Annotated in this window: 12 protein-coding genes; 3 read left to right on the forward strand and 9 right to left on the reverse strand. The window is 51.2% G+C overall.

The window, feature by feature from the left end:
- Nucleotides 1-22 precede the first annotated feature (22 nt).
- Complete coding sequence (locus GKC03_05760; GenBank protein ID NYT12044.1) at nt 23-1,894, reverse strand: GNAT family N-acetyltransferase; 1,872 nt, start codon at nt 1,892-1,894, stop codon at nt 23-25.
- Nucleotides 1,895-2,117: 223 nt separating this feature from the next.
- Here GKC03_05760 and GKC03_05765 point away from each other — a divergent pair, with 223 nt between their 5' ends.
- Both GKC03_05765 and GKC03_05770 read left to right on the forward strand, forming a co-directional pair.
- Nucleotides 2,118-2,390 carry a hypothetical protein gene (locus GKC03_05765; GenBank protein ID NYT12045.1) on the forward strand — a complete coding sequence of 91 codons (273 nt, stop codon included), beginning with the start codon at nt 2,118-2,120 and terminating at the stop codon, nt 2,388-2,390.
- Nucleotides 2,391-2,981: 591 nt separating this feature from the next.
- Nucleotides 2,982-3,248, forward strand: coding sequence for a hypothetical protein (locus GKC03_05770; protein NYT12046.1), 267 nt, complete (start codon nt 2,982-2,984; stop codon nt 3,246-3,248).
- A 24-nt stretch (nt 3,249-3,272) separates the two neighbouring features.
- Here GKC03_05770 and GKC03_05775 read toward each other — a convergent pair whose 3' ends face one another.
- On the reverse strand, nt 3,273-4,331 hold the full coding sequence (locus GKC03_05775; GenBank protein NYT12047.1) for a DUF2117 domain-containing protein: 1,059 nt from the start codon (nt 4,329-4,331) through the stop codon (nt 3,273-3,275).
- Between the two features lie 49 nt (nt 4,332-4,380).
- Nucleotides 4,381-5,529: a CBS domain-containing protein gene (locus tag GKC03_05780; GenBank protein ID NYT12048.1), complete on the reverse strand. Its 1,149-nt coding sequence runs from the start codon at nt 5,527-5,529 to the stop codon at nt 4,381-4,383.
- Between the two features lie 120 nt (nt 5,530-5,649).
- Between GKC03_05780 and GKC03_05785 the strand changes: the two genes are divergently transcribed.
- Entirely contained in the window at nt 5,650-6,057 is a 408-nt protein-coding gene (locus GKC03_05785) for a hypothetical protein (GenBank protein ID NYT12049.1), read from the forward strand.
- On the opposite strand, the gene cobO is transcribed toward GKC03_05785, so the two are convergent.
- From cobO to GKC03_05815, 6 genes are all read right to left on the reverse strand, one after another.
- The gene (cobO, locus tag GKC03_05790) at nt 6,058-6,600 is read right to left on the reverse strand and encodes a cob(I)yrinic acid a,c-diamide adenosyltransferase (GenBank protein ID NYT12050.1); all 543 of its coding nucleotides are present in this window, start codon (nt 6,598-6,600) and stop codon (nt 6,058-6,060) included. It abuts the gene before it with no gap.
- 37 nt (nt 6,601-6,637) lie between these two features.
- Nucleotides 6,638-7,867 (reverse strand): geranylgeranyl reductase family protein, encoded by a 1,230-nt coding sequence (locus GKC03_05795; GenBank protein ID NYT12051.1) that lies wholly within the window; start codon nt 7,865-7,867, stop codon nt 6,638-6,640.
- A 6-nt stretch (nt 7,868-7,873) separates the two neighbouring features.
- A complete protein-coding gene (locus GKC03_05800) occupies nt 7,874-8,935 on the reverse strand; it encodes an NAD(P)/FAD-dependent oxidoreductase (protein NYT12052.1) in 1,062 nt (353 codons plus the stop codon).
- Entirely contained in the window at nt 8,919-9,584 is a 666-nt protein-coding gene (locus tag GKC03_05805) for a hypothetical protein (protein ID NYT12053.1), read from the reverse strand. The genes GKC03_05800 and GKC03_05805 overlap by 17 nt, the downstream gene beginning before the upstream one ends.
- A gap of 123 nt (nt 9,585-9,707) precedes the next feature.
- On the reverse strand, nt 9,708-10,283 hold the full coding sequence (locus tag GKC03_05810; protein NYT12054.1) for a flavodoxin family protein: 576 nt from the start codon (nt 10,281-10,283) through the stop codon (nt 9,708-9,710).
- Nucleotides 10,284-10,358: 75 nt separating this feature from the next.
- Entirely contained in the window at nt 10,359-13,277 is a 2,919-nt protein-coding gene (locus GKC03_05815; protein NYT12055.1) for a PAS domain S-box protein, read from the reverse strand.
- Nucleotides 13,278-13,402: the final 125 nt, after the last annotated feature.

The raw sequence follows: 13,402 nt of genomic DNA on the forward strand, positions 1-13,402 counted from the left end.
AGCCAGGTTCTCCCTGGCACCTTCATTTTTCTTCTGACATCAAGTCTATCTGGACGAAGTAGGAACCATCCTCCATCTCAGTCTCGACCTTCAACCCGATAGAGTGGAAAACATGAAGCATGGCCGTGTTCTGGGGGAGCACCTCGGCCATGAAGGTCTTAACTCCTCTCTGCCTCGCAATTTGAACCATGTACTCAAGCAGATATTTGCCTATTCCGCGGTCCTGCCAATCATCACGCACTATGAATGAGACCTCTGCCGTGTTAGATCTCTTGTCCAATAGATACCTGGAAACCGCTATTATCTCGGAAACCTCTTTTTCCCTGGCTATCCCCACCAAAGCCATTTCTGTATCATAGTCGATGTTGGCGAAGGGTTGCAGCTCACGGTGGGGCATTTTGATCTTCATTGCCATGAAGCGCTGATAGATGCTCTTCTCTGAAAGGGAGTAGAAGAGATCCTTTAGCAAGGGCTCGTCGGTGGGCTTCACTGGACGGAAGAATACCTGGATTCCATCAAATTCCTCGTAGATCTCCAGCTCGTCGGGATAGGGAAGCCCATGATAAGGGACCTCCGACTGATCCAGGAAGACGTAATTGTGAAACTTGGCAGCGTGGAGGAGCTGCTCCCGGAACTTGGGGTGAGCGATGTTGATCAGGGCGAGAGCACGCTGCATAATGCTTTTACCGTGAAGCCCCGCCACACCCCACTCAGTAACAACATAATGAACATCGCCTCGTGTGGTGGTGACCCCAGCACCTTCGGAGAGACGCGGAACGATCCTTGAGACTGCTCCACCTTTGGCCGTGGAGGGCAGGGCAATTATGGGCTTTCCATTCAATGAACGGGCAGCCCCCCTCATGAAGTCAACCTGACCCCCGAGCCCCGAGTAAAATTGGTAGCCCAGCTGGTCAGCGCAAACCTGGCCGGTGAGATCCACTTCCAGCGCCGAGTTGATGGCCACCATGTTTTCATGTTTCCCTATAAGACAAGGATCGTTCGTATAGCTAGATGGATGGAATTCGATCATGGGGTTGTTATCGATGAAATCATAGAGCTTGCGGGTCCCCATGCAGAATGAGGCCACGATCTTTCCTGAGTGCATGGTCTTCTTCTTGCCGTTGATAACGCCCTTCTCCACCAGACCGACGATCCCATCGGAGAACATCTCGGTGTGTAACCCTAGGTCCTTCTTGTCAAATAGGTGTCTGAGAACTGCGTCGGGAATAGCCCCATAGCCCACCTGGATGGTGGACCCGTTCTCCACCAGTTCCGAGACATGGATACCGATCCTGTCCACGATCTCTTCCTCGCTGTCCTGATTGGGGCTCCATTCCAGCAATGGTTCCTCGCATTCCACGATGTGCTCGATTTCAGAGACATGGATGAAGCTATCACCCAGAGTGCGAGGCATTGTTTTGTTAACTTCGGCTATTACCACATCGGCCTTATGCGCCGCCGTCTTGGTAATATCGACAGAGACGCCGAAAGAGCAGAACCCATGCTCGTCTGGGGGAGAGACCTGGATGAGGGCTACATCCACCAAGTAGCGGTCCATACGCAGGAGTCGGTCGATCTCCGAGAGATACACCGGAGTATAGTCGGCTCGACCCTCATTCACAGCCTCTCTGACATTGGGGCCTATGAAGAAAGCTGTGGTTCGAAACTCATCCCCAAACCGCTCTTCAGTGTAAGGTGAGAGACCAAGGGAGAGGGTGTGGATGATTTCGTTATCTGCTAGAGATCCAGCTCTCTCTATCAAAGCCCTAACGAGTGATTGGGGCTCGCCGCAGGCAGTCCCGATGAAAACCTTCTCCCCCTTCTTGATGGTCGCCACTGCATCATCGGCTGTCTTCAGCTTGGCTCGATACTCCTCCCTCCAGTAATCTGACAAGAGTACACCTCGAGGATAGAATCAATGAACTTTACAGACTTATATCCTTTTGTAAGAGCCCCTCAAAGGGGGACCGATGACATCACCACTGGAATGAGGAATGGAAATCTGGCGATATTCAAAGGATTCATAGATGTCCAATGACATTGGGCACCGATCATCCAGGAACACATTGGTAGAAAAGTTAATCTTAACTTCATGGTATAATAAGAATGGGAGACATATGACAATTGAAGTCGGATGTTTGAAGGAGAGGAGTGTAATCACCAAGGACGGCAAGATGATCGGTAACCTCATCGGGGCCGACATCGATACCGAGAATTGGAGTGTCACCACCGTAAGAATCGAGATAGAGAAGGATTTCATCAAGGAGCTTGGATTAGAGAAGTCTATGATGAAGAGTACTAAGATCAAGCTTTCGACTGGACTGATCGAACTCGTCGGAGACATCGTCCAGCTTTCCGTGGATTTGAAAAACCTTAAGGACGCGCTCTGATTTCAAGGCAATCGCAATCATCGGAAGGGGATCGTCCATCTATTGGATCTGTACCTCTTGGAGATCTCTCGGATCCCTCTTCAATGCAGGGACTTGAGTTCTAATGAAAGGAATAGTATATCGGATAAGTTGCGAGAATTTCCAATTCTTATGAGCAGAAGGGAGAGGAACACAAAGAGATTCCATTCGTGTCATGCTTGGACTATGGTCCTTCAACAATGCCTTGAGAACCGTTGAATTCGATGTGAATCATTACCTCGACCAGCTGTCGTTTTGAACCTATTTTATACGATATCGATCGCTGGTTTAACCATTGATGAATGCCTAGAATAGGTTCATACAATAAGGCTTGATAAGTGAGAATGCGCAACTTAATGAGCGTGCATCTAGGAATGCTCCCCCTGCCCCGTCCCCTTAATGAATGTAGAAATATCCATTCTCAATACTTTGCTTCTAGGGGGCAAGGAACCCCGTCACTATCTCTGCTATGATGTTACAGTTGTCTATTCCTCTGGGGGCAATATCAATCCGGATAGGGGGACCAAAATGGTTTTTATTGCATATCACTTACATGGAAAGGGTGAATCACCTATGGAGTTGGGGTGTACAGAGGAGAAAGAGGTCGTCACCAAGGACGGACGTAAAATAGGAATACTGGTGGGGGCAAAGGTAGATACAGATGACTGGACCGTTCATTCGATTTTGATCGAGGTCACGAAGGAAATGGTGCTGGAACTAGGACTCAAGAAATCAATGCTGAAAAGTCCCAAGACCTCGATAAGTACAAGCCATGTTAGCCTGGCTGGGGACATCATACAGCTGAATGTCACTTTGAACGAGCTGAAGGATCACGTGTGAGAGAATCTGGGAATAGATAATCGCTCAAGAGCCTATCCACAAGATCTCCTTGATTCTGTCGCCAGCCATCTCGATTATCATTTCCACCAGTTCAGTCGCGGTGCTCCTCATCTTTGCGTGAACATCATCTCCAAAGAATCTGTCCCTTACTTCCTTTCCTAGAAAATCATCGTTTCCAGGATGGAGTTTTAGGATCACGGATCCAGAAGAAAAGACCTCCTCGCCACAAATTCCATCCTCATCTCCATCGGTTATCCCAATGATCGACATTCCCTTCCTGTATAGGAGTGCGCCTGCAATGCGTGTCGTATCGTCCCCTACGGTTATTGCGAGCGAGGCGTCTTCGGTTTCAAAGAATGAGTCTTCAGCACAGTGATCTATGAGCATGATCTTCCCGTTACTCCTTTTATCAACCGACCTGGGAACGGCCTTTGTCCTCCTGATATGGCCCGTCCTTATCATCGCATCGTGAAGATCGAATGGCAACACCTTCCTAAGACCGTCTTCCTTCACCTCAACTCCCTCGAAGATCGGGAAACCATCATCGATTCTAATAGTGATGCTCTCATCAAGGGCCTTTCCGATGACATTCCCATTTATCCATATGTTCTCTCCAGGAATGACCCCGTGAAGAGCCCTGCTCATGTAATGTGATCGATCCGAGGTCAAACTCTCAACTTCCAGATTCAGCCTGGGGGAGATTTCCCTTGCTATGGGGTCCGCTTTCTGATTAAGTGGCAAGATGAAATCAATATCCAACTGGATTGCGGGGTGCTCGAGCTCATGTGACAACCTCTCCATGAGGATGCTGCCAAAGGCTATGCCGCTCTCCCTGGTCTTCGCATGATTCAGCAAAACTATGACATCACAGGATCTATCCATTCGGACCATTGCCTCGGAGACCTTCTCCCTCCTCGAGATGTCAATGACATTCTCCAAGCAAGCGTCCATCACCGCAATCGCACCCATAACTCCCCCGATACAGACCTCACAGTACCCCATTTCGCTCAGGAACCGGATCAGATGCTCGGCCCTGCCAGTGTCAATCACCTCAGGACCGTGAATGATGATGCCCAACCGCATGAATGCTCAATACGCAAAGGGTAATTGAGTATTAAAAATTGATACATTCTTATTCGCCAAGGTTCTTCGGCCGGAAAGTGTCACCCGTCATGGAGAGTATCTCCATGGCCTTCACCAGGTCGGTCCTGGTCACTATGCCAACCATCTCTCCTTCTTCCATCACTATTAGTCTACCGATCCCCTTGGAGGAGACCAATCTGACAGCGTCCATGACCTCGGTCTCCGGTGAGACAGATACGATCTCACGTGACATTATCTCCTTCACCTGGATCATCCATTGCTGTTCCTTGGAGACTCGGGAGGCGTCCTGGAGGGTCACGACCCCTACCACCCTGTCCCTGTCAAGAACTGGATAACCCATGTGCTTCTCGGTCAACATCCTGTCCAGCAGTTCGCGAACTGTGTCCTCAGGAGAGACTGAGGAAACCTCTGAGGTCATCAGCTCCTTGACCCTGACGCCTTGGAAGGCCTCCGAGAGCTTGGTCCCCCGTTCCTCCTCTCCTGCCCCAAAGTAGATGAAGATCGCTAGAAGCACCAGCCAGAAATTGAGTATCAGTATCCCAAAGAATCCCATCCCAATGGCTATTGCCTTGCCCAACGTGGCAGCGGTCTGGGTAGCCTTCATGAAGCTCATCCTTCTTGCAAGAAGGGCCCGGACAATCCTTCCTCCGTCCATGGGAAAGGCTGGAAGAAGGTTGAACGCGCCGAGGAACAGGTTGTAGAAGCCTATTAGGCCCACCATGATGGCCGGAATCTCTATCTCAAACCCTTCTCCGAGACCGTATATCAGAAAGGACAGAGGAATGAACGCTGCACCCAAGACCATGCTTGAGGCGGGCCCCACGAACGCCATGAACGCCTCACCCGGCGCCTTGGATGGTACCTTCTCTATCTGCGAGACTCCACCGAAAATGAACAGGGTGATGCTCGATATCTCATAACCGTACTTAATGGCCACATAGGAATGGGCAAGTTCGTGCACCAGTACGGAGAGGAAGAATAGAATCGCGGCAATGGTCCCAAGCATCAACTCGGTTGGAAGACCAAGACCCAATCCGCCAAAGCCAAGCCGAATTCCCAGTATCTCGTTGGAATACAATCCGAACACTGCAGCGAAAAGAGGCAGGATTAGCAGGAATGTCACGTGGATCCTGATGGGTATCCCGATTGCGCTGGCCACCTTGAAAGATACTCTCATCCCTAATAGATTTGTAGGCCGGAGGATAAGACTTTGTTGACTGATTTCACCACATTTCCATGTGGATTCACCAATTCTCATATATTGGATGAGGAACATAATACAATTAGGGGCGTTAACTTGACATCCCGGATTAAGGAAGAGCTCGATGAGGAGTACGAGCGCTTTGCCGACCATTCGATCTGGGACAGGACCGAGATTATGGTCGAGGGAGATACTAGGTACTTCATCGCCTGGCTACATTCCACAGAGGGAATCGACGAGATGGTCTCAATCATGGGAAGATTGTGCGGAACCCTCAAGTGCTTACTCCAGGCCGCATCAGATTTTCAGAAAATTGGTCAGGAAAAGATGGGTAAACTCGAAGCATGGCTGGAAGCCAAGATAAGTATAGGGACCCGAAGCTCAGACGGTCGAGGTTGCTTCACACTGCGGCTTGACCCAGGGGGCATGCAGGGAGAGACGGTGACCACCTCCATAATCTCACCCGAGGGGGATGAGGTGGGGGCCTGCGTCTTCGAGATCTGACTACTTGTCGATTCCTGGACGGGAAAGCACTCCCCTCTCATACGGGTGGCGGACGCATTTCATCTCGGTGACATAATCGGCCAGTTCGTAGAACTCTTGTGGAGCATAGCGACCGGTGAGAACAACCTCTACATCCGCGTTTCTTGATCTTACGGCTTCCAATACATCATCGACCGAAACCAACCTCCACTTGACGGCGATGTTGATCTCATCCAGCACGACCAGCCCGTACTCCCCGGACCTCATTGCCTCGTTGGCTATCCTCAAACTCTCACTGGCCCTCTCGAAGTCCTCTGGTTTCGCCTCCTTCTCGAACACCAAGCAGGAGCGTGCCGTAGAAACTATCCTTAAGTTCTCCAATCGCTCGGCCGACCTGCATTCGCTGTAGAAGCCTGGTGTCTTCATGAACTGGACGATAAGGACTTTGAAGCCCTGTCCCATCGCGCGTAAAGCGAGACCCAAGGCGGCGGTCGTCTTCCCTTTCCCATCACCGGTGTACAAGTGCACCAGCCCCAGTCCCCTTTCCGCCTTTTCCCTCGTCATTGCAGTCCCTCCCATACTCCTATCATGGTAACGTGGGCTATCTTCCGTGAACGGGTATTGCCTTGATGTTGCGTTGGGAGGCCACTAAACGAGCACGAATCGATGAGAGTGTTGTTGCCCCGATAAGCTCATCACGGGTCATCCTGAAAAGGTCGTCAGGGTCTAGGCAATCACACATCAGGAGGCCGCAGGCCACCACCTTGGTGGAAAAGGAGATGTCCGGCCTCATCCAGGTCCTCACGATAAGATCCTTGATCCCTGCCCCCAATCTAAGCTCTTCCCCCACACTCTCTGCCAGTATTTCATCATACTTTCTAAGAGTTCTCAGATCGCCGGATTGTGATGCCATGGACGCAACCGTACCCGCGACCCTACCGCATGCGTAGGAGGGAATTATCCCCTCACCTACGAAGGCCAGAGTCTGCCCTGCTGAGTCACCAGCGAAAAGAATATTGCCCTTCCAAGGCCCGCCGGAGTATCCTGGAATGGGTGCCTCGCCCGACTTCACTTCCAGCACACCATTCATCTCGAAGTATCTAGACACAAGGGGATTGGTCTCTATCCAATCGCGGAGCACGGCACTTCTTCCCTTGACCTCTCCAACTATTCCCAATCCCACGTTTCCTCTTCTCCTCCCCTTTGGTATTATCCATCCATAACCTAGCCCGATCTCCGGCTCGAGGAATATCTGCATGCAGGGAGGCAAATCGGTCTTGGATACCATCTCGAACTCTATTCCGTTAGCGACCTCACCCTCGGGGTAGACTCTCCTCCCTGTGAGCTTTGAGATGGTGGAGTGGACACCGTCTGCAGCCACCACCACCTTTGGCTTGACCCAGATCCTCTCTCCCCTGTGGACTAGCTCGGCCTCCCTGACCACATCTCCATCCATCTCCAGCGAGAGAAGCCTGGTATCGGCCTGGACCACGGCTCCGCTAAGGACGGCTCTCTGGGCCAGGTGCTTGTCCAGTATCTTTCTCTCGACGGTCACGCTTGCCCAGTAGTCCTCGTGATTGTTGACCATCAACCGCCTGTCCAGCAGGAAACGGGTATAGGCCTGTCGTCCACAAACAGCGGACGAGGGCAGCGTTATTCCGCACATCTCAAGCAGGGATTTCCCTACAACCTCCCCGCACTGCACCGGCGTGCCTATCTCCTTCTTTCTGTCTATCACGAGGGTCTTGGCCCCAGCCTCTGCGGCACCTATCCCGGCACCGGAACCTGCTGGGCCCGCTCCCACAACGAGCACATCCCACTCTTCATCCAAGATCAATCACCATCCATATTCGCTCGTCAACCTGTAAGCCTTATAGAGTTCCCTGTAGTTGGGCCGTGTAACGTATGCCCGTGCATATGGGAGCATACCATATCCCTTTCGGAAGGGCATGACCGAATCTGTCATCTTCTCATCCGTCATGCTCATCAGTTCCCTGTACGCCTCAAGGAATATTGGTGACGAAAACCTTGATGAGCGCCACCATCTCTCGTACGAGGTCAGGTCACCTCCAGAAATGGCCTCCGCTGCCTGCCTGCCAGCGACCATTGCGATCCTGATACCTCCAAAGGTCAGTGGATTGGCCTGGGCCGCCGCATCACCGATCAAGCATGCGCGGCCTTGGACCACTTTAGAGAGGCCTCCCACTGGGATCCTCCTTGCATGGATCTCAATCGGATCAGAATCAATGTCATCGGTACCTGCGGGAAACCCTACCTTCTTCATCTTTCCAAAGGGGAACTCCCACCTGTAGCCCCCTCCATACCTGGTCCCATATTGAAACCGAATTACATCTCCAGGCATCTCTTCCTCCAATAGATACTGCCTGGCTGAGACCACGATAGGTGGACCCTCATCGAAGATATCCTTCCGCACTCTGGAGCATGCTCCATCGGCGCCTATGAGAAACGAGCAACGCAATCCTCGCCCTGATTTCAACTCAAGATCAAAACCTTCCTTGAGAGGCACCACAACCTTGACGGAGTCGTTGAGGACCTCTCCGCCCTTGCCTTTGAATTCCTGAATGAGATCCTCGAGAAACAATGACCGATCAATGATGTAACCGTCGGCCTTGGATGTGATATGAAGTCCATCTGGCCAGATCTCCTCTGCGAATCTGATTCGGTTGAGTATCCTTCCTGGACGAATGGGATCTAGCTCCCTGAAAGCCCTGGAGGATATCGCCTCCCCGCACATCCGGTGGTAACGCGAGAACCGTTCGTCTTTCAACCTTTCAATGAGCAGGACATTCAGATCGGGTCGCAGTATCTTCATGAAGTAGGATGCGGCGCAGCCACCGGGACCCGCGCCCACCACCACGACATCATGATCTTGATCCAATACCGATACCTCCCTTGCTCAGGCTCTCGATGAATGAGTAGCCGAAGTCGAACCCTAAGAAGGCAAAGAAATACAGGTAGGACGAGAGTATCGATAGGGCACAGAGTAACAATATTGTCATCTTTAGCACAGGGCGCTGCCTCAGGATCCATCCAGCGGGCGTATCGCCTCTCTCCACCCAATCGACATCGTTGATCTTCTCATCAATGAACGCTGCTCCGAACACGGCAATCATGCCCACAAGCATCTCCGGGGAGGGGGCGATCACCGCGGCATACAGGCCAATTCCTCCGGCTATCAGGAAACCGAGCTTGAAGGCTATGTTGTCGTACTTGGCCGCCACCATCAGTGCCAGAAGCAATCCGAGAAATATTGTGGCGCTGTCGACGTCCAAGAGTATCAGGGCTCCCATCCAGATACCGCCCGGGATAGCAAGTACGGTGGCGGATCTTCTGCTGAAAACATCTGTGTCGAATGCCTGGTCGCCATACTTTATCAGCATCCCCAAGGATACGAAGGAGAACGCGATCACCAGCTGGTGGTTGAGATTCACCTCTCCCATCATATGAGCATATACTCCTGCGCAAATGGTCACCAACACGGTCAAGAGGCCAAAGAACAGCGCCTCGCGTCTACCAGTTCTTCTCATCAGAACCCTCGAGTACTGATCAACTCAGTCGCGAAAGGTCAACGCTGCAATGTGTCTTAGCATTTTTGCATATCCATTCGGATTTGTACTTGAAGCAAGTCCGAGATTAGTCAGAAGGAATTTTTAATCGGCAAGCTTCTTCAAGACCCATGCCATGTTCTTTCCAAGGGTCCTCATCGTCTTCTCGGCTTCCTTGTCTTCCTCGATGTCGCCCCGATTGTTCCCGACTCCAATGTTCCAGTAGTTGGAACCCACCACTATCATCTGGCCTATGAGGAAGAACAAGTTGATTTGATTGAAGGTGTTGAGGGCTCCTGCCCTTCTGTGGACTGCTACCGCGGCGCCCACCTTCCTCTTGAAAACATCGTCGTTTGCCTTGGCAAGCTTACCGACGCGATCGATGAAGGCCTTGGTCTGAGCGGTGACACCGCCGAAGTATACCGGCGATCCTATCAAGATCCCGTCCGCGGCCTTCATCTTATCAAACCACTCATTGATCTTGTCGGTCTCGATCAGACAGCGACCATCGGTGTTCTGGAGGCATGTCTGACAGACCTGACAAGGATCGATGACCTCCAGGCCCATGTCGATCATTTCAGTCTCTATCCCCTCCGCACGGAGCTCATCGAGTGCGTACTCGAGGGCCCTTCCTGTGTTACCGGCTATCCGAGGGCTCCCATTGAATGCTATGACCTTCATCTATCTCGAGCTCTCGAATGCAATTCCACAATAATTAGATTCCCTCGTTAACAGTACTCTAGTTCCAGGTGTCCCTTAGACAAGAAGCCTGTATTTGCCCTCGGGTATGAACATCTCAAACCTGACGCCCTCACCAGGAACGCCTACCTCGTGGATGGTTATGCCGGTTATCTCAAGAATATCCTTTACCATGAAAAGACCGTGCCCCAGGATCTCATCGAATAGATGGGACTTGTCCTTCAACGTGATGCCCGTTCCATCGTCCTCGTAGATCAGTTTGAGCCCGGAGGGGATTGGCTCGTAATAGACCTTGATGACTGATACTCGTTCCCCATGACGGCAGGAGTTGTCCAAGAGGTTGTGGAATACCTTCACCAACATGGGATCGGCAAATATCTCGAGACCTCCCAACTTGCGGTAGATGTCGATATCTTGCAGCTCTACGGTGGAGGCTCCGTTCACGAAGGCCTCCTCAGCCCTGATCCAGGTCGGTTCCCTCGTCCCCATTCGCTCGTAGTCCTTGCCGAACTCGAGGAAGTAGATGATGTTCTCACCTGCTGAAAGGGCACGGTCGATCCGCTCCATGACATCTGGATTATCGACCTTCATCTTAGCAATCTCGAGATGCCCGAATAGAGTTGTGAGTTGATTCATGAGATCGTGCCTTGTCACGCTTCCCAAGAGGTTGAGCTTCTTGTTGGCTGCCTCGAGGGCCTCCATCATCATGTTCCTCTCCCTATTGTCGCGGAAGATGCCCGCCAGGAGAGTCCTGTCTCCACTGTTTATCGCGATAGAGTTTATGTCGACCGGTATGATCTCCCCGCCCTTTCCTCTGATATGAACATTGGTGCTAACGCTGCTTCCATTCATCATCGTCTCGCCGAAACTCTCAATGATCTCCATCGTCTCAAGGAAAGGAAGCTGTTTCATATTGAAATGGATAAGATCCTCCTTGGTGTAACCAGTGAGGTCCCTGAAAGCCTTGTTCGACTCGATTGCATTACCGTCAGTGTCCACCAGGAGAATGCCATCTGCTGATTGATTGATGATGCTCCTGTACTTCTCCTCACTCTCGAGAAGGAGGTACTCTGCGATCTTCCTCTCGTTGATGTCCTCGAACATAGAAATTATCATTTCGGGGATACCTTCGCTGTTCCTGATCACCAATGTGGTCTGCTGAACCCACACGTAGACTCCGTCCTTTCTTCGGATCCTCAGGTCATTGACAAAGTGATCCATCCGTCCCTCAATCATATCCTGGAATTTCCCGAGTTGGAGTTTTAGATCATCAGGGTGGACGAATTCAACGACATCATTCAGATCTCTGGCATCATCGATGGTATACCCAAGAATTCTATTAGAAGCAGGATTCAAGCCCATCAGTATTCCCGCTCCGTCCGTGATCATGATGCCCAGGGCGGAGTGATCGAAGAGGCTCCTGAAGGTCGATTCGCTTTTCTGGAGAGCGCGTTCAGCCCGCCTTCTTTCTGTGATGTCTCTGATCAGGCTTATCGTTCTCTCGAAGTTCCCTTCATTATCATAAATCGCGGAGGAGTTGATGCCCACGTCAATGATCGATCCGTCCTTCCTTACCATCTTGTACTCATTGTTTTGAGAGTCTCCCTCCTCGATGATTTTCTGGAGGGCTGCCTTGACTTTCTTGTGATAGTCTGGATGGATTGTCAGAATCATGTTCTGCCCTATGAATTCTTCCCGCTTGTATCCAAGCACCTCCTCAACTCGAGAATTGCAGTCAACGATGATTCCTGCAGAGTCGACGGAGACGATGAGATTGGCCGCAGTCTCGAAGATCTTTCGATACTTCTCCTCGCTGCGCCTCAACGCATCATCTCGCTTGATCCGGTCCTCAATTGACCAGAAGTAGATCAGGATCATCTCATCTGTTGGATGGACCCTGATCTCGAACCAGTGCTTCTTCCCACTGATCTCAAGGTCTATCTCAAGTTGGACACTATCGCCCGTGATGACCCGATTGGCCAGCTCATCATTGTATAATCGGACTATCCAGGGAAAGGTCTCTAGGAACTCCTTGCCAATGACGCTTTCCCTAGTCACACCCAATAGGTCCTCCGCAGCCTTGTTGAAGTAGGTAATGATCAGATCGTAGTCAATAGCCACGAAGGCGTCAGCAGAAGCGTCCAGTATTTCCCTGATCTTCCCTTCGGACTCGACCAAGGCCCTCTCGGCCTTCTTGCGTTCGGTCACCTCATTCCCTATCGCTAGGATGCCGATTCTATTACCATCACCGTCGAGGAGTGCTTTATTGGTCCAGGATACCCAGACCCTGGTCCCATCACTGAGCATGTTCTCGTTCTCGTTCAATCTGAATGCTTCGGGATTCTCGCTGACGCCTCTGATCATGGCCGCCATGTCCTTCCCGTTGGAATCAATTTCGGGCACGATCGAGCCGACCACGCAGCGACCCACGAGCTCTTCCTCAGAGTAGCCAAAGAAATTCAGACCGAATTCATTCATGAAGATTATCTTGCCGTCCAGATCCCTCTCCATGATGATTACGTTCGCACATTCCACTAGCTGCCTGTAGCTCTCCTCGCTCCTGAAGAGCTCCTCCTCGACATGACTCGATCTGACCGAGCGGACAATCATGTTGCTAAGCTCCGCGAACTGGGCCTCCGTCGATCCTCCTTTCTGGATATAGAATTCCGCACCGTTGTTCAGAGCATCTATGGCAACTTCCTCACGGTCCTTGCCTGTGAAAAGAATGAACGGTGTGCTAACGCCCATTTCCTTGATGGCCTTTAGAAGCTCAAGGCCATCCATGTTTGGCATCATATAGTCCGAGACGATAACGTCGAAATGCTCTCTTCTGATCCTGTCGAGAGCCCTTGGAGAGAAAGTCTCGATCTCGACAACACAGTTGCCCAAATCCTCAAGGTAGGTCTTTGCCAGTTCAGCGTAAATCTCCTCGTCGTCGATGTAGAGTACCCTTGGCCTTGGTGATTGTGTTTCCATGACGACATCCTCTCGTCGGGAACCTGGTGAGTTTAATCACCAGGATCATAGCTTTTGGAATTTCCAAACATCAGAGGCATTTATAATTCATACATTACCATTATCATTTTTGAGTTTAATGTCTG

It is taken from the genome of Methanomassiliicoccales archaeon, assembly GCA_013415695.1.
GTDB lineage: Archaea > Thermoplasmatota > Thermoplasmata > Methanomassiliicoccales > JAAEEP01 > JAAEEP01.